At 58.1% G+C, this 17,234-nt stretch carries 15 protein-coding genes; 9 read left to right on the forward strand and 6 right to left on the reverse strand.

The features are described from left to right. Positions 1 to 15: 15 nt before the first annotated feature. The 3 genes from ACR0ER_RS20640 to ACR0ER_RS20650 are packed head-to-tail and all read right to left on the reverse strand — an operon-like array spanning position 16 to position 4,335. Positions 16 to 1,446 (reverse strand): carnitine 3-dehydrogenase, encoded by a 1,431-nt coding sequence (locus tag ACR0ER_RS20640; RefSeq protein WP_480770555.1) that lies wholly within the window; start codon positions 1,444 to 1,446, stop codon positions 16 to 18. After that, on the reverse strand, positions 1,443 to 2,372 hold the full coding sequence (gene bcoG / locus ACR0ER_RS20645) for a 3-dehydrocarnitine:acetyl-CoA trimethylamine transferase BcoG (RefSeq protein ID WP_480770556.1): 930 nt from the start codon (positions 2,370 to 2,372) through the stop codon (positions 1,443 to 1,445). The genes ACR0ER_RS20640 and bcoG overlap by 4 nt, the downstream gene beginning before the upstream one ends. A 16-nt stretch (positions 2,373 to 2,388) precedes the next feature. Further along, entirely contained in the window at positions 2,389 to 4,335 is a 1,947-nt protein-coding gene (locus ACR0ER_RS20650; RefSeq protein ID WP_480770557.1) for an acetoacetate--CoA ligase, read from the reverse strand. Positions 4,336 to 4,448: 113 nt separating this feature from the next. On the opposite strand from ACR0ER_RS20650, the gene ACR0ER_RS20655 reads away from it, so the two are divergent. The 9 genes from ACR0ER_RS20655 to ACR0ER_RS20695 all read left to right on the forward strand — a co-directional run bounded on the left by ACR0ER_RS20655 (position 4,449) and on the right by ACR0ER_RS20695 (position 14,584). Further along, positions 4,449 to 5,390: a GlxA family transcriptional regulator gene (locus ACR0ER_RS20655; RefSeq protein WP_480770558.1), complete on the forward strand. Its 942-nt coding sequence runs from the start codon at positions 4,449 to 4,451 to the stop codon at positions 5,388 to 5,390. Positions 5,391 to 5,566: 176 nt separating this feature from the next. Next, entirely contained in the window at positions 5,567 to 7,054 is a 1,488-nt protein-coding gene (locus tag ACR0ER_RS20660) for a YfcC family protein (protein WP_480770559.1), read from the forward strand. A gap of 9 nt (positions 7,055 to 7,063) precedes the next feature. Further along, positions 7,064 to 8,437: an amino acid permease gene (locus ACR0ER_RS20665; RefSeq protein WP_480770560.1), complete on the forward strand. Its 1,374-nt coding sequence runs from the start codon at positions 7,064 to 7,066 to the stop codon at positions 8,435 to 8,437. Continuing rightward, entirely contained in the window at positions 8,434 to 9,660 is a 1,227-nt protein-coding gene (locus ACR0ER_RS20670) for an arginine deiminase (protein WP_480770561.1), read from the forward strand. The genes ACR0ER_RS20665 and ACR0ER_RS20670 overlap by 4 nt, the downstream gene beginning before the upstream one ends. 56 nt (positions 9,661 to 9,716) lie before the next feature. Next, positions 9,717 to 10,715 (forward strand): ornithine carbamoyltransferase, encoded by a 999-nt coding sequence (gene argF / locus ACR0ER_RS20675; RefSeq protein ID WP_480770562.1) that lies wholly within the window; start codon positions 9,717 to 9,719, stop codon positions 10,713 to 10,715. 3 nt (positions 10,716 to 10,718) lie between these two features. After that, positions 10,719 to 11,657, forward strand: coding sequence for a carbamate kinase (arcC, locus tag ACR0ER_RS20680; RefSeq protein WP_480770563.1), 939 nt, complete (start codon positions 10,719 to 10,721; stop codon positions 11,655 to 11,657). Positions 11,658 to 11,891: 234 nt separating this feature from the next. Further along, a complete protein-coding gene (locus tag ACR0ER_RS20685; protein WP_170335510.1) occupies positions 11,892 to 12,680 on the forward strand; it encodes a DUF3604 domain-containing protein in 789 nt (262 codons plus the stop codon). 57 nt (positions 12,681 to 12,737) lie between these two features. Further along, the gene (locus tag ACR0ER_RS20690; protein ID WP_480770564.1) at positions 12,738 to 13,580 is read left to right on the forward strand and encodes a peptidyl-prolyl cis-trans isomerase; all 843 of its coding nucleotides are present in this window, start codon (positions 12,738 to 12,740) and stop codon (positions 13,578 to 13,580) included. Continuing rightward, entirely contained in the window at positions 13,577 to 14,584 is a 1,008-nt protein-coding gene (locus ACR0ER_RS20695) for a HupE/UreJ family protein (RefSeq protein ID WP_480770565.1), read from the forward strand. Before ACR0ER_RS20690 ends, ACR0ER_RS20695 begins: the two co-directional genes overlap by 4 nt. A 116-nt stretch (positions 14,585 to 14,700) precedes the next feature. On the opposite strand, the gene ACR0ER_RS20700 is transcribed toward ACR0ER_RS20695, so the two are convergent. The 3 genes from ACR0ER_RS20700 to ACR0ER_RS20710 form a co-directional block, all read right to left on the reverse strand. Then, positions 14,701 to 15,663: an ion transporter gene (locus ACR0ER_RS20700; protein WP_480770566.1), complete on the reverse strand. Its 963-nt coding sequence runs from the start codon at positions 15,661 to 15,663 to the stop codon at positions 14,701 to 14,703. Positions 15,664 to 15,873: 210 nt separating this feature from the next. Continuing rightward, entirely contained in the window at positions 15,874 to 16,629 is a 756-nt protein-coding gene (locus ACR0ER_RS20705) for a tetratricopeptide repeat protein (RefSeq protein WP_480770567.1), read from the reverse strand. Positions 16,630 to 16,746: 117 nt separating this feature from the next. Next, positions 16,747 to 17,214, reverse strand: coding sequence for a hypothetical protein (locus ACR0ER_RS20710; protein WP_480770568.1), 468 nt, complete (start codon positions 17,212 to 17,214; stop codon positions 16,747 to 16,749). Positions 17,215 to 17,234: the final 20 nt, after the last annotated feature.

Below are 17,234 nucleotides of genomic sequence, written 5' to 3' on the forward strand. Positions count from 1 at the left end.
CGGCACATGCGTTTCTTAGCCCTTCAGGCCCACGTGACGGCCGACGCCCTGAGGCGCAGGCATTTTCGCGTGTTCCTGTGCGTAGGTTGCGAGATTTGCAGCCACAGCCTCGGACGGCAGCGACGTTTTGCGCGCGTTCAGGTCCATGTGGATCAACAGGGTTTCGACAGTGGCGGCCAGTTGGTCGTTCTCGCCATAGAGGCAATGGAACAGCTGCATCTTCTTGCCCTCACCCTGCAGCACATGCGTGGTGATTTTCAGCCGGTCGCCCGCGTGCAGTTCGTCCAGGAACTGCATGTGATTTTCGACGGTGAAATAGCTGTTGCCTGCCGCGACATAGTCCGCATCCGCGCCGATCATCTCCATGAACCGGTCGGTCGCCTGAGCCGAAGCCTCAAGGTAGTGGGCCTCGTTCATGTGGCCGTTATAGTCGGTCCAGCTTTGTGGGATGGTGCGATCCACGGTAACAGGCAGATCATCAACCGCCGGTTCGGGCATGGTGGCTTCGTGCGTGTTCAGCACGCCGCCGGCGCCGCTGCCGGTTTTCTTCAGCGCGCGCATCATGCCGATCAGGTTGTCATCACGCAGCCGTTCCAGTTCGCGGATCGACATGTGGCCGGATTGCGCATCCGATTGACCGGCGATCAGGTCAACCAGCTCGTCGGTGAATTCGGGCACGTCCATCAGCTTGGTCCAGGGCCACTGCAAGGCCGGGCCGAACTGAGCCATAAAGTGCTTCATACCCGCTTCACCACCGGCGATCCGGTAGGTCTCGAACAGGCCCATCTGCGCCCAACGCAGGCCAAAGCCCATGCGGATGACTTCGTCCAGCTCTTCGGTGGTGCAGATGCCGTCCTTGATCAGCCACAGACCTTCGCGCCAGACGGCTTCCAGCAGACGGTCGCCAATATGGGCGTCGATCTCTTTGCGGACGGTCAGCGGGTACATCCCGATCGAGCGCAAAATGTCCGACGCCTTGGCGCAGGTGTCCGCGTCGCCCACCAATTCCGCCAGCGGCAGCAGGTAGACTGGGTTGAACGGGTGCGCCACGACAACACGACCGCCGTGTTCGTTCAGTTCGGACGGCTTGAACCCCGAGGTCGAGGACCCGATCACCGCATCCGCAGGCGACAGTTCGTCGATCTGCGCGTGGATCTTGTGCTTGAGGTCCAGACGTTCGGGTACGCTTTCCTGAACCCATGCAGCACCGGCCAGAGCCTCGGCGATATCATCATGAAAGGTCAGCGTCCCCTCGGCGGGCATCGCCTTGTCATAGAGCGCAGGCAGGGCGCGGCGGGCGTTTGCCAGCACTTCACCGATCTTGCGTTCCGCTTCGGGATCGGGATCAAAAACCGATACGTTCCAGCCATTCAGCAGGAACCGGGCAACCCAGCCCCCGCCAATTACGCCACCGCCGACGATGGTTGCTTTTTGCAGCGCGCTCATGCTGCGGCGCCTTTTGCAACGGGTGCGCGCTTGGTTAGGCCCAACTTTTCACGTACCGCATCGGGGCCGATGATCTTGGCGCCCATGTTCTCGATCACGGTCACGGCGCGCTCGACCAGTTGTGCGTTGGTGGCCAGAACGCCTTTGTCCAAGAACAGGTTGTCCTCCAGACCGACGCGGACGTTGCCGCCTGCCAGAACCGCTTGTGCCGCGTACGGCATCTGGTCACGGCCCAGCGAGAAGGCCGACCAGGTCCAGTCGGACGGTACCGCGTTGACCATCGCCATCAGGGTGTTGATGTCGTTCGGGGCACCCCAAGGAACACCCATGCACAGCTGAACCAGCGCGTTGGGCTCCAGGATGCCTTCTTTCACCAGTTGCTTGGCAAACCACAGGTGGCCGGTGTCGAAGGCTTCGATTTCAGGCTTCACACCCAGATCGGTCATCATCTGACCCATCGCCCGCAGCATGCCGGGAGTGTTGGTCATCACATAATCGGCCTCGGCAAAATTCATAGTGCCGCAGTCCAGGGTGCAGATCTCGGGCAGACATTCCGCGATATGCGCCATCCGCTCGGTCGCGCCGATCATGTCGGTCGCAGCTTCGTTGACCGGGAACGGGCTCTCGGTCGAGCCGAACACGATGTCACCGCCCATACCTGCGGTCAGGTTCAGAACCACGTCGACCTCGGCGTCGCGAACACGCTCGGTCAACTCACGATACAGGCCCAGATCACGCGAGGGCGCGCCGGTTTCAGGGTCACGCACGTGGCAGTGCACAACGGCAGCACCCGCCTTGGCCGCGTCAATGGCCGAGTTGGCGATCTGCTCGGGCGAGCGCGGCACGTGCGGAGATTTGTCTTGCGTACCACCCGAACCGGTGACGGCACAGGTGATGAAAACTTCACGATTCATTGCGAGAGGCATGATAAGTATCCTTCGATCAGCATTTAAGTTCAGGGTGGTCGGTGAACTGGGCCAGCGCGCCGGGATTGATCAGGCCGGTCAGGTCACGGATGGGTTGATTGTTGACGGCATCCCGAACGGCCAGTTCGGCGGTTTTGCCGGATTTCGTACGCGGGATATCCGCGACTTTGATAATTTTCGCCGGAACGTGCCGCGGTGAGGCATTGGTGCGGATATCGGACTTGATCCGCGCGATCAGATCGCCATCCAGCGGCACATCCTCGGGTGTGGTCACGAACAGAACGACACGCACATCGTTATTGATGTTCTGGCCGACAACGACCGAATCCTCGACCTGTTCGATCTTGTCCAACTGCCGGTAAATCTCGGCCGTGCCGATCCGGATGCCACCGGGGTTCAGCGTCGCATCCGACCGGCCCAGAACGACATAGCCGCCTTGGCCCGTCTGGATGGTAAAATCGCCCTGACGCCAGATATTCGGGTAGGTCTCGAAATAGCTGGAGCGATAACGCGCCTGCCCCGGATCGTTCAGGAAACGGGTCGGCATCGACGGATGCGCATTGCGGCATACCAGCTCACCTGCCACGCCTGCCACCGGGTTGCCGTCACTGTCCAGAGTGGCCACGTCCAGCCCCAACATCGGGGCCTGAATCTCACCCTTATGCACCGGCAATGTCGGACAGCCGCCGATGAAGCAGCCCAGAATATCCGTGCCCCCGCAGATCGAGGACAGCTGCACATCCGCTTTCCAGTCCCGATACACATATTCAAACCCGTCCGGTGATAAGGGAGAGCCGGTCGACAGCACAACACGAAGGAAGGGAAGAGAGTGGCTGTCGACCGGCCGAACACCGCGTTTGAACGCGGCATCAATGAATTTCGCCGAGATTCCGAAATGGGTGACCTGCTCTGCCTCGACCAGATCGAACAGTCGGGTGATGCCCGGATAGGCAGGGTTGCCGTCAAACAGGATGATCGCGGCCTCGGAGGCCAGCGCGGCAACTTGCCAGTTCCACATCATCCAGTTGCAGGTGGTGTAATAGAACATCCGGTCGCCCGCGCGCAGGTCGCAGTGCAGCTGTTGCTCGACCAGCATACGCAGCAAGGTGCCACCGCCCGAATGTTCGATGCATTTTGGTTTGCCAGTCGTGCCTGACGAGAACATCACGTAAAGCGGATCGCGGAACCCCAACGGGCGGCACTCCAGTGCCGGGGCCTCAGCCGGTATGAAGCTGTCATAGACAGTCATGCCCTCGGGCAGGTCGGCACCGTCCTGTGCATAGGGCCAGACGATGACCTGTTCGATCGTCGGCACGCGCGATGCAACTGTGGCGATGGCCTCACGGGTATCAAAGACCTTGCCATTGTAAAAATAGCCGTCCGCCGCGAACATCAGCTTGGGTGCGATCTGACCAAACCGGTCCACAACCACATCCGGCCCGCTTTCCGGCGCACAAGAAGACCACACAGCCCCCAGTGACGCCGTCGCCAGCATGGCCGCCACAGTCTGCGGCATGTTCGGAACGTAACCCACAACGTGGTCGCCCGCGACGATGCCTGCGTCTTGCAAGGCGGCGGCCAAACGCTCAACCTCGTCCTTCAGCTGAGCGCGGCTCCACCGTAGGCGGCGGCCATCTTCGCCGTAAAAAATGATAGCGTCCCGGTCGTCGGGGTTCTTCAGGAAGGTCTCTACAATGTTCAGGCGCGCCTTGGGGAAGAACCGGATACTCAGAGGATCGGCATCAGGGATCAGTGTGGTGTCCCCGGCCTCACCGACCAGACCACAGAACTCCCATGCCAGACGCCAGAATGCATCGGTTTGATCCACCGACCACCGGTGCAGATCGACATGGGTGTCGAGCGATTCCCCTGCCCGCTGGCTTGCAAGGTCGTGGAACGCGGCAAGCCGGGTCTGCGAAATGTGTTCGGCACTGGGTGTCCAGAGAAGGTCAGCATCCAGCATGGTGAAACGGCCTCCACTCGGCGAAAGGGGTGAGTCGTCAGGTGACGAAGTGACGCGAAGTTACTTTCAACTCTCCGGCCAAAACGATACAGTTTTCGTCAGGAGGAATACTTTTGTCGTCAGATTCACATGAAAAATTCGAATTCCTGTTGTTGGACGGGTTTTCGAACATGGTTCTGGCCAGTGCGCTGGAACCCCTGCGCGACGTCAAAATGCGCGCGATGTTCGCCAGTCTGGATTGGGAAGTGACAACCCTGAATGGCCGGACCGTCACCAGTTCCAGCAGGCTGAAGTTCTCACCGGACAGGCGATTTGATCCGGAACGAACGCGAGGCACGTTGGTAATCGTGGCCGGTTACAGCGTGCGCGAACAGATCACTAAGGAACTGGTTTCGCTGATCCGGCTGGCGTCCCGCAATGCGCGGCGCGTGCTGGCGCTGGATACGGCGTCCTGGCTGCTGGCCGAAGCCGGAGTTCTGGATGGCCACAGCGCAACCATTCACTGGCAGGAGTTGGATGCGTTCGAAGAGGCCTTTCCGAAGGTGGATGTGTCCAAAGCGAGATTCGTAAGGTCCGGACCGTTCTTGACATGCGGCGGGGCCAGTACCGCATTGGAGATGGTTCTGGAACTCATACAGGACACGTTTGGTCCGGCCGCGGCATTTGATGCGTCGAGCATGTTCCTCTTTGATCCGGCCCGCCAAAAAGACCAACAGCGCGGCGCGGCCTGGCTGCGTGATCGGGGATCGCCTAAACTGTTGAATGCTCTGAACATTATCGCCGAGAATGTCGAACACCCGCTGACCACGTTTGAACTGGCCAAGCGTGTTTCATTGTCTGAACGGACGCTGAACCGGGCGTTCGCGCAAGAGCTGGGGATGACGACCGGGAAATACTACAAGCTCTATCGCCTGCAACACGCGCGATATCTGGCGCAAGAAACACGGTTGAGCACCGAGCAAATTGCCCTGAGATGCGGTTTTTCCTGCGCGTCAGCACTGGGCCGTTCATTCACCAAAGTGTTCGGCAAGCCGATCAGCACCTTTCGGTCGTAACGCGCCGTCCTACTGGTCGAGCACACGGCCGAGGTCACCGCCGTCAAACTACTCCCACGTCAGCCTTACAAACAGTTGACGTGAATAGAAAACTGTCATTTTAGTACTAAATTGAGAACATAAAATTCGAATGTTTGAAAAATGATCGCATAACGCCCAAGCAGCGAGAGTTTCCTATGTCGAAGTTCAAATTCCCTACTGCTTTCACGATCCTGTTCATCCTGATTGCTGTCGTCGCAGCCCTGACCTGGGTTATCCCTGCGGGTGAATACGAACGCCAGATGAACGAAGCACTTGGCAGCGAGGCGCCGGTTCCGGGCACATACCATGAAGTTGACCCTAACCCGCAGGGCATCACCTCGGTCATTTTGGCCCCCATCGCCGGGATGTATGACCCGGGCCTTCTGGGCAGTTCGTCCAGCGCGGCGATCGATGTTGCGTTCTTCGTTTTGATTATCGGCGGGTTCCTCATGGTTGTAACCAAAACGGGCGCGATCGATGCGGGGATAGGTTGGTTGCTGCACCGGCTTGCGGGGCGAGAGATCCTGATGATCCCGATCCTGATGACAGCCTTTGCCTTTGGTGGAACCAGCTATGGCATGGCCGAAGAGTCTCTGGCTTTCTACGCGCTGATCATTCCGGTGTTCATCCGGGCGGGATACGATTCACTGACCGGAGTCGCCGTGATCATGCTGGGCGCGGGCATTGGCACTCTGGGTTCGACCTTCAACGCGTTTGCGACCGTCGTGGCCTCGCAAGGTGCGGGAATTCCCTTCACCAACGGGATCGTGCTGCGGTTCATCATCCTTGCCTTGTGCCTTCTGGCCGGGATCGCGTTCGTCATGCGCTATGCGTCTCGGGTCAAGGCCGATCCTTCGCAGTCCGTGGTGGCGGATCAGGCTGACGAGAACCGGGCGCATTTCCTCAAAGGGTCTCAAGGCGACGATGCCTTCCCTGAAATGACCCGCATCCGGTCGGTCATCTTGATGCTGTTCGGTCTGACCTTTGCTATCATGATCTATGGCGTGGTCGCGCTGGGGTGGTGGATGGCTGAGATGTCGGGCCTGTTTCTCGTCATGGCGATCATCGTCTGGTGGGTCGGCAAGCTGGACGAAGGGTCGCGGATGGATGAGGCGACCTTTGTCGACACCTTCGTCGATGGCGCCCGCGATTTACTGGCCGTTGCGCTGATTATCGGTGTGGCCCGCGGTGTGGTCGTCATCATGGATGCGGGCAAGATCACGGACACGATCCTGGCCAGCGCCGAGGGGTTTGTTGCTGGGCTCAGCGAGTTCGCCTTTATCAATGCCATGTTTGGCATTCAGATCCTGATGTCGTTCCTAGTCCCCTCGTCCTCGGGGCTGGCGACGTTGTCGATGCCGATCATGGCGCCGCTGGCCGACTTTGCGGGTGTCGGGCGTGATTTGGTCGTAACGGCATATCAATCGGCAAACGGATGGGTGAACCTGTTCAACCCAACCTTTGCAGTCGTCATGGGCGGCTTGGCCATCGGGCGCGTGTCCTATGACCGTTGGCTGCGTTTCGTGTTCCCGCTGCTGCTCATTCTGGCCGTGATCATCTGCGCAGCATTGACGGTCGGCGCGATGGTCGACCCGGGCATAGACGGGCCCGCGACCGAAACCTCGGAAAGCACGGCGAACTGAGGTTTCGCCATGACCGATCAAACCTCAGCCAAGACGACATCTGGCGCCCTCGGGCTGACCGCATGTATCGCCTTGGTCGTTGGGAACATGATCGGGTCCGGAGTGTTTTTGCTGCCAGCCTCACTGGCGCCGCTTGGACCGATTGCCATTGGCGGGTGGGTTCTGACTTCAGCGGGCGCGCTTGTGCTGGCGATCATTTTCGGGCGATTGTCCCGCGTCGTCTCGAAACCCGGCGGTCCCTATGCTTATTCGCAAGAAGCCTTCGGGGATTTCGCCGGATTCATTATTGCCTGGGGGTACTGGATCGCGCTTTGGACCGGGAATGCGGCCGTCGCCGTCGCACTCGTGGGGTATCTGGGGTTCCTGTTCCCGATCATCGTCGAAGTGCCAATGTATGGGCTGGCCACCGCGTTGGTCGCGATCTGGTCGCTGACGCTAATCAACATTCGCGGCGTCGAAGGTGCTGGAGCGGTGCAGGTCGTGACCACAGTTCTGAAGCTCGCACCGCTACTTCTGATCGGCATTCTGGGCGTTTTCTGGATCGAGCCCGCGAACTACACTCCGATCAATCACAGCGGAACAACGGCTTTTTCGGCAATCTCGGCGGCGGCGGCTTTGACACTCTGGGCTTATCTGGGGCTGGAATCCGCAACCGTGCCCTCGGGCGATGTAGTCGAGCCGGAAAAGACTATCCCCCGCGCCACCGTCATCGGCGTGATCATCGCCGCGGCGGTCTATATCTCGGTCACCGCCGTTTCGATGGGGGTTCTTCCTCCACATCTCCTCGCGGAATCGGCGGCCCCTCTGGCGGCGGTCGCAGAGGTCATGTTTGGCCCGTTCGGGGCAATTCTCATTGCTTGCGGTGCGGTGATCTCGACATTCGGCACCCTCAATGGGTTCACATTGCTCAGCGGCCAGGTCCCGTATGGCGCGGCGCTGGATCGGGTCTTCCCCGCCACGTTTGCGCAGAAGTCAAAGTTCGGAACGCCTGCGAAAGCGCTGATCTTATCAAACGTGCTGGCCTCGGTTCTGATCATTCTGAACTACGCCCAAGGCCTAGTCGCGGCGTTCAATTTCGTCATTCTGCTGGCGGTGGTGGCAAGCCTTCTTCCCTACGCTATATGTTCCGTTGCCGAGATCATGATCCGTCTGAAAGGCGGTGAGTTGCTGCGCGGCCCTGAACTGGTAAAAGTGGTCGTGCTTGGCGCGCTGGGGTTCATCTATTCGGTCTGGGCCTTCATCGGGTCAGGCGCTGAAACGGTCCTGATCGGCACGGTTCTGTTGCTGGCCGGTGTGCCGATCCATGTCTGGGTCCGATGGAACCAAGCCAGAGAAGCAGAAGACTTTCAGAAAAATGATGCCTCGAAAGGAGATTTGCCATGAAATTTGGCGTTCATTCCGAGATTGGAAAGCTGAACAAGGTGATCGTTTCGCGCCCGTCGCTGGCCCATGACCGCCTGACGCCGCGCAATTGCGAAGAGCTTTTGTTCGACGACGTCATCTGGGTTGAACAGGCCTGCAAGGATCACGCCGAGTTCTGTTCGCTGATGCGCGAACGCGGGGTTGAGGTGTATGACATTCAGGATCTGCTGGCCGATGCGATTGCAACGGACCCGGCAGCGCGCGCCTTCCTGCTGGACCGCCTGATCACCCCGAACATGGTCGGACTTGGCTTTTCAGTCGAGATGCGCGCGTGGCTGGATGAAATGGACGCCAAATTGCTGGCACGACACATGCTGGGCGGGATCATCTTCGCCGACCTGCCGAAAGGCATGATCGATGAGCAGTTTGGCGATCTGGTGACGCTTGGTGATTTCATCCTGCCCGCCATTCCGAACGCGCAGTTTCAGCGCGACCCATCCTGCTGGATTTTCAACGGCGTTACAACGAACCCGATGTATTGGCCCGCGCGCAAGCCGGAAACCCTTATCATGCGGACCGTCTACCGGCACCACAAGATGTTCAAGGACGCCGAGTTCGAGTTCTGGTGGGGCGACAGTGACGGGGATTTCGGGCTTGCTTCGGTCGAAGGTGGCGACGTGCAGCCGGTCGGCAACGGCACTGTATTCATCGGCATGGGTGAGCGCACTACGCGGCAAGCGGTGGCCCAAGTTGCTGAAGCCTTGTTCCGCAAAGGCGGGGCCGAGCGTGTGGTGGCCTGTGCGATGCCCAAAAGCCGCGCAGCCATGCATCTGGATACCGTCTTTACCTGCCTCGACCACGACAAGGTAACCGCGTTCAAAGAGGTCGCCGATCAGATCACCTGCATCTCGATCCGCCCCGGCGACCGCGGGGATTTGGATATCCGAGTGGAAAAAGGACATCTGTTCGATGTCTACCAAGAAACCTTAGGATTGAACTCGCTGGATGTCATCTCGACCGGCGGTAATGAATTCCAGGCCGAACGAGAGCAATGGGACGATGGCAACAACGTCGTGGCCCTCTCACCCGGTGTGGTGGTGGGCTATGCGCGCAACACGTTCACAAACGGCAAGATGCGCGCGGCTGGGATCGAAGTCATCGAAATCTCGGGTCAGGAGCTTGGGCGCGGACGCGGTGGCGGGCACTGTATGACCTGCCCGATCGACCGTGACCCCGCATATTGAATTTACAAAGGGCGCAACCCCCTGCGTCCAAAGACTTTTTGTTAGGGAGAAACAAAATGGCATTCAACCTCAAAGGCCGCAGCTACCTGAAAATCGCCGACTTCAGTCAGCGTGAAATGCTGTACCTGCTGGATCTGGCCCGCGACCTGAAGCGCGCAAAATACGCTCGAGCCGAGCAGCAATCGCTGAAGGGCAAGAACATCTGTCTGATCTTCGAGAAAACCTCGACCCGTACTCGCTGTGCGTTTGAGGTGGCGGCCTATGATCAGGGCGCAAATATCACCTATCTGGATCCGTCGGGGTCGCAGATTGGCCACAAGGAATCCATGAAGGATACCGCCCGCGTGCTGGGCCGCATGTTCGACGGGATCGAGTTCCGCGGCGCCGGCCAGGACATGGTTGAAACCCTGTCGGACTACGCCGGTGTTCCGGTCTATAACGGTCTGACCGATGACTGGCACCCGACCCAAATGCTGGCCGACATGCAAACCATGATCGAGCACGCCGACAAGCCCCGCAAGGACATCGTCTATGCCTACTCAGGCGATTGCCGGTCGAACATGGGCAACTCGCTGCTGATGCTGGGCGCGATCATGGGCTGTGACGTCCGCATGATTTCACCCAAAGAAACACAACCCCATGACGATGTGCGGGAACTGGCCATGGAACGCGCGGCGAAATCGGGCGCGCGGGTAACGATCACCGACGACACCTCGGCCGTGGAAGGTGCGGATTTCATCCATACCGATGTCTGGGTTTCGATGGGTGAACCCAAAGAAGTCTGGGCCGAGCGGATCAAGCTGCTAAGCCCCTATCAGGTCAACATGGACATGATGAAGAACACCGGAAACCCTGGCGTCAAATTCATGCACTGCCTGCCAGCCTTTCACAATCTGGAAACCAAGGTGGGTCAGGACATTCACCAACAGTTCGGCATCACAGAAATGGAGGTGACCGAGGAGGTCTTCGAGAGCGATATGAACATCGCGTTCGAGCAGGCTGAAAACCGGATGCACACCATCAAGGCGATCCTCGTCGCCACGCTGGGGGCCTGATCCATGGGACGCGTTGTTGTAGCCCTAGGCGGCAACGCGCTTCTCAAACGGGGTGAGGAGATGACGGCGGACAATCAACGCAAGAACGCAAAGATTGCCGCCAAAGCCCTCGCCCCGCTGTGCGAAGCGCATGAGACCGTCATCACCCATGGCAATGGCCCGCAGGTCGGGATGCTAGCCCTGCAGGAAATCATGTACACAGATGTCGAGGAATACCCGCTGGACGTTCTGGTCGGTGAAACCATGGGCATGATCGGCTATATGATCGAGCAGGAGCTGGGAAACATCCTGCCCTTCGAACATCACATCGCCACCCTGCTGACGATGATCGAGGTCGATCCCAACGATCCCGCCTTCGACGATCCAACCAAGTTCATCGGTCAGGTCTATTCCGAGGCCGATGCCAAAAAGGAAGCCGCCGAGAAAGGCTGGACGGTGAAACCGGACGGTGACTACTGGCGCCGTGTCGTGCCCTCGCCCCGGCCAAAACGCATCTTTCAGGTCGAGCCGATCCGCTGGATTCTGGAAAAAGGCGCCACGGTGATTGCCGCCGGCGGCGGTGGCATTCCGACGATGTATGACAAGGAAGCCGATCGGAAACTTGTGGGCGTCGAAGCGGTCATCGATAAAGACTTCGCGTCCTGTCTGCTGGCCCGGAACCTTGGCGCCGATTTCTTTGTCATCGCAACAGATGCCGAGGCCGTGTTCCTGAACTGGGGGTCGCCCGATCAGAAAGGCATCCGGTCAATTACGCCGGACGCCTTGGACGCATACGATTTCCCAGCCGGTTCCATGGGTCCGAAAGTGCAAGCCGCGCAGGATTTCGTACGAGCAACGGGTGGCCGGTCTATTATCTGCGCTCTTGCCGATGTCCCCGCAGCGGTTCGAGGGGAAAAGGGCACCACCATCTCAATGGATGCTGGGGATACACTCTTCCATTAGTGGAGGCGCAAGGGGCCTTCATCCTCAGACGTTGAAGAGCAGTGCCTGATCGATCTGCAGTACCGTTTGCAGGAATAAAACGACCAAGGCTTTGCCACAAATCTCGCCCGCCGCTGGAAATGGCGCATTGTATTAGAGTGCTAAGTTCATTCTAACATGCGAATAATAAAGAACCCGGATGTTAAGCGCGGTGTTCTTGTGCAGCGCGCTTACATCTAGACAGCGGAGGCCAAAATGTGTCGAAAACTTATACTGAAGACCGTCCCCTTTGTTCTTGCGCTTTCGCCGGTTACTGCTCAGGAATTTATCCAGGTTCCGCCGGAAAGCGCCGGGTATTCGCCCTATTTGGATCACGATTTTCCCAATCAGGTATTGTTCGGCGACACGCACCTGCAAACGGCTTATTCGGCCGATGCCGGTCTTGCTCTGGCCACCCTGTCCCCCGACGATGCCTTCGCGGATTTCGAAACCTGGGACAAGGGCAGCTTTGGAACCCAGCTCAAAACCCCCGAGATGCTACCGCGCGAATATGCGCGCAAAGCGCTGAAACGGGGGCTGGCCTATCAGAACGATCTGGGCGAGAACCCGTTCAAATTCGGGATGCTTGGGTCAAGCGACAGTCACACCGGTCTTGCGACATCGACCGAGGACAATTTCTTTGGCAAGGTTTCCGCTCTGGAGCCCACCAACGACCCCATCCGCATGAAAGAGGCGATCACCGGCGCAGGCAATCGCGGCCCGGCTGCGGATCATCGCTGCGATGCTCCCGTCGGCAACACAGTCGATCCAGAAAATGCCACCTACGCCAATGCGATTGGCGCACCGATGCTCGAGGTCTTTTGGTCGGATACTGACTTCGACCCGGACCAACACGCCTTTTATTACGTACGGGTAACCGAGATTCCGACGCCGCGCTGGACAACTTATGATGCCAAGGTTTTTGGAGTCTCGGTTCCGGACGACATTCCGACTTCGGTGCAGGACCGCGCCTACACGTCGCCCATCTCGTACACTCAAAGTTAACCCGTGCGGGTGGATGAGTTTCATCTGCCCAAGCCTCAACTCAAAACACGGTTCCGCATGTCCATTCTCAAAGAGCCACTATTCCACTTTTTCCTGCTGGGAGTCGCGATCTTCGGCTGGTTCAGTTACCTCAATCCATCGCAATCCGAACCCGCCAGCGGAGATCAGATTGTTGTCGATATGCAAGACATCAACCGCCTTATCGACCAGTTTCAGTCCACGTGGCAACGCCCGCCCACGCCGCAAGAACTGGAGGAACTACAAGAGGCGTTTCTGCGGCAAGAGGTTCTGGTCCGCGAAGCGCGCGCACTTGGTCTTGATTGGGGCGACAGCATAATCCGCAGCCGGCTAGCTCAAAAGATGGAGTTTCTGTCCCTTTCACTGGCTCAGGCCTCGGAACCGGATGACGCCACCCTACAGGCACATCTGGCGGAAAACAGCGCACGTTTCCTGCGTCCCGAGAGGGTGGCGTTTCAACAAGTTGCGATGGGTCCGTCACCCGATGCCGAACGGATCAACGAGGTGTTGGATGCTTTGAACGGGGGCGCAGACCCGGCACTGTTTGCTGGGCCGAGCATGCTACCGAACGCATTACCGCTCAGCTCACCGCAGAAGGTTGATGCAACAATGGGGCGCGGGTTCCATGCCGCGCTGATTGAAATGCCCGAGGGCCAATGGGTCGGCCCAGTCCCGTCCGGTTTTGGCTATCACCTGGTGTGGATCGAAAGCCGTGAACCGGCCCATCTCCCTGCTTTTGACGACATCCGCGAAGAGGTTCTGTTCGATTGGCGAAGTAATCTGAAATCCGATCTATCAGAGGCCCAGTTCGACACGCTGAAGGAGAAATATGACCTGATCACGCCGTCGCCGGAAGACATCACTCGGAGGCTGAACCAGTGACGAAACGCCTGCTGCTGGCCCTATTGCTGGTTCTGCTGCCTGCCATTCAGGCCTTTGGTCACGCGTTGGAGCCTGGATTTGCGGATATCCGTCAGCTGACCTCTCAAACCTGGCAGGTCTTCTGGCGCAAACCAGACGTTGCGGGCCAGCCTATGGCCATTGCACTGCAGCTTCCCGACAATTGCACACCGCAAACCGGTCCCGAGCCCCTATTTGACGGGTCTGCCTGGATTTCAGTTTGGGTTGCGGACTGTCCCGAGGGGTTGGCTGGCAGCAGGGTGTTTATCGAAGGCCTCTCCAGCCAGCGCACGGATGTTCTTTTGCGTCTTCAGATGCAAAGCGGAGCGACGGACACAATCCGTTTGACGCCTGACCAACCTGGCCACCGGATCCCTGAGCAAGCAGGAGGTTGGGGAATTTTCGGCAGCTATCTGGCGCTGGGTTTTGAACATATTCTTGAGGGGTGGGATCACCTTCTGTTTGTGTTTGCCCTGCTGGTATTGATCCGGGATTTCTGGCGTCTGGTCGGCGCGATCACGGCCTTTACCGTCGCGCATTCCATCACTCTGGCGCTGGCCGCACTGGGGCATCTTTCTGTGCCCGGCCCTCCGGTCGAAGCGATCATTGCGCTGTCCATCGTGTTTCTGGCGGTCGAGGCGCTCAAATCCAATGCCGGTGATATCCGCCTGTCCGAACGCTACCCATGGCTGATTGCGTTTGCCTTCGGCCTGTTGCACGGGCTGGGCTTTGCCGGCGCCCTGCGCGAGATCGGCTTGCCGGAACAGGACATTGCCACCGCCCTTCTTGCCTTCAATCTGGGTGTCGAGGCCGGTCAACTTGCCTTTGTTGGTGTTGTTCTGGCAGCCGCCACGGCACTGCGCTTTGCCCTGCCACGCCTTGCCGCGCACTGGCGCAGCCCCGGAGATATCACGGCTACCGTCGTCAGCTATGGGATCGGATCGGTTGCAACCTTTTGGTTCGTGGAGCGGATTTTGTCTTTCTGATCCACGCGTATCCGAACAGTCCACACTCGCGCAGTATCGCCTCGGGCATCTTGATTAATCAGACGGTATGCCCGTTTGAGTTGATATCGACACTAAGTGATGCCGGATTATTATTCCTACCTCTCTTCTGGTATCGGTAGGGATTGCCCGCAGGTTTTGCATCGGCCAGTTTCTGATTGCGTCTCGGAATGGATATGTTCGCGAATGTGATTTGCGGCGCGGTGCGAAAGACCCAGTTGCTTTCTCAGCGTCTCGATTTCCTTTTCTTCATCCTCGCAGATACCGCCGTCTTCAAGGGCTGCTCGAAATTCACGTTCCAGCCTTGCCCGCCGCCGGTGCAATTGATCGTTGAGACCGCTGGCGATGATCCCTGCAGGTAATGCAGCCATCCCGATACCGATCACTGTAATAGCAGCCCCGAACACTTTGCCCGCCACTGTGACCGGCGTTACGTCGCCATAGCCCACGGTGGTCAAGGTCGCCATGGCCCACCACATGGCTGCAGGGATCGAGCCGAAGGCTTCGGGTTGCGCGTCATGTTCTGCAATCCATGCCCCGCTGGCCGCAAAAATCAGCATGACCATCAGAATGAAGAAGCCAGCAAAGAAAGACCCCGCCTCTTCCTCGAATACCGCAAACAACATCCCAAGCGCTGGCGAATACCGGGTCAGCTTGAGCAGCCGCAGCATGCGGAACGTTCGCAGGATGCGAAGGTCCATCGGGAAAATCAGGTAGAGCAGCGCCGGTAAAATCGCCAGCAAGTCGATCACGGCCAGTGGAGATCTGATCCAGACCAGACGGGATTTGTAATTCGGATCTTCCGGCGCAACCCAGAGGCGCGCTGCATATTCTGACACGAAAACAACCAGCGAAACCGTTTCAAACAAGTCAAGGGCCGTGTGCCAGCGCGTGTATATGGATGCGACTGTCTCAAGAATGACCGCCGTTACATTGAGCGAAATCAGAAGGATCAAGGCAAGCTCTAGCAGCCATGGACCGGTAGCACTGCGATCAGGGCGTTCTAACCACCAGTAGAGTTTCGCCCGCAAGCTCGTGTGCTCTGATGTTATGTTATTCATCGCAATACGTCATCCAAGCCGGGTCAGAGGAAATGCAACCTGCGAAAACCACGCTGCGCCCGGTTAAAGTTACCCTCCAAAGAAGGCACATGCAGCAGGATATTGAAACAGGAAATGGTCCTCATACAGTCGCACGAGCGTTTACCTCAACGCTCAAATTCGAGATCAGTCATTGTTTGATCAGATGCATGGCAAGCAGCGAAATCTGAACTATTGATTGTCGCTTCGCGGATCCGAGGATTTCTCCCAACCCAATTGCATCAACTGTTGGACGACAGCTTCGGCGTTTGCTTCTTCGCGATGAATGTTCTTAAGCATCATGTCTACTGGCGCGCCAGGCCAGGCTCGTTCGAGTTCGGCAAGCTTTGCGCGGGCCTCCTTTTCTAGACCAAGTGCTGACATTGCGGCGGTAGCGTACGCGAGCGATGGGGCACTCAAAGGATCTCCGAATTGTTTTGCAGCTTCGAAGCTCTCAATTGTTTGATGGTAGTCGCCAAGATGGAAATGTGCTGCTCCGGATAGATTTCGGTTTGCAAACCTCTGATTGCTCGACCCAAGCAAAGACTGCCGATCCGCGATTTCAACTGCCTCTTCAAATTCGCCGGAAAACAGGGCTACTGCACCAAGAAAGTCCAGAACGGCACCGTCCGTTGCATCCAGTTTAGACGCACGTCTGCCCAGCGTGATGGCAGCTTCGTAATCACGGTTCGCAAAGTAAGCCCAACTTTTAGCGGATTGGCTCCAGGCTTGATCTGGCGAAAGCCTTACGGCCTCATCGGCGAACTCCATGGCGGCCTTTGAATAGGTGTCCTTTTCATTAGATGGCGCGGACAAAACTGCCAGCGTCGCCGACGCCTGCGCGGCGCCCGCGTAACCTCCGAAATAGTCAGGGTCCAATTCAATCACGCGCTCGAATACAGACAATACAAGTTGCTGGCGTGGTCGGTCAAAGATCGGGAAAATCATCGACCTCGCCTGATTGGCGAGATTAAAAGCTTGTAACGCCGCGGGTGACTTTTCATAGATCGCCGCTCTTTGAACCAAGCTCGGTTCGGAAGAAGCGGAGTATTCCGACACAGGCGCCTAAACCACGGCTGGCTCGTCCTGAACCAAGTAAACCGCCAAGATTGCGCCAACGACCCCACCCAAAGTGAATGCAGCAAAGGGCAGCAAAGGGTTCCTGACGTTTGCCTTCTCAGGCTTTTCCCGGTTTTCAGGAGCCATTTCAAACCGGGGACGATACCCGCCGGTGTCTATGTGCAGACGAACGGGGTCGTGCTTGCCGATACCTTCGTAGTGCAATTCCAGCAGCTGCCGAAGGCGCCGCGCATCAACGCGGACAACATTCTCAGGATCTACCCCTTCTGCAGTGTCCCGACCATATACATCCTGTGCAATGGTTTTGCCGCGAATTTCCGTGCCTCTCCCGGCCAGTTCTTCCTCGACAATATATGTCAAAAACGCCCGCAGCCGCTCAGCACCTTCCAAATGCGGATCATCCAAAAGGCGCGCGAGGGCTTCGCGTTTTTGTTGATCTGAAAACTGGCTCACAGAAACTGTCACATTCTGAT

The sequence above is a fragment of the Ruegeria sp. CH8 genome (assembly GCF_056536985.1).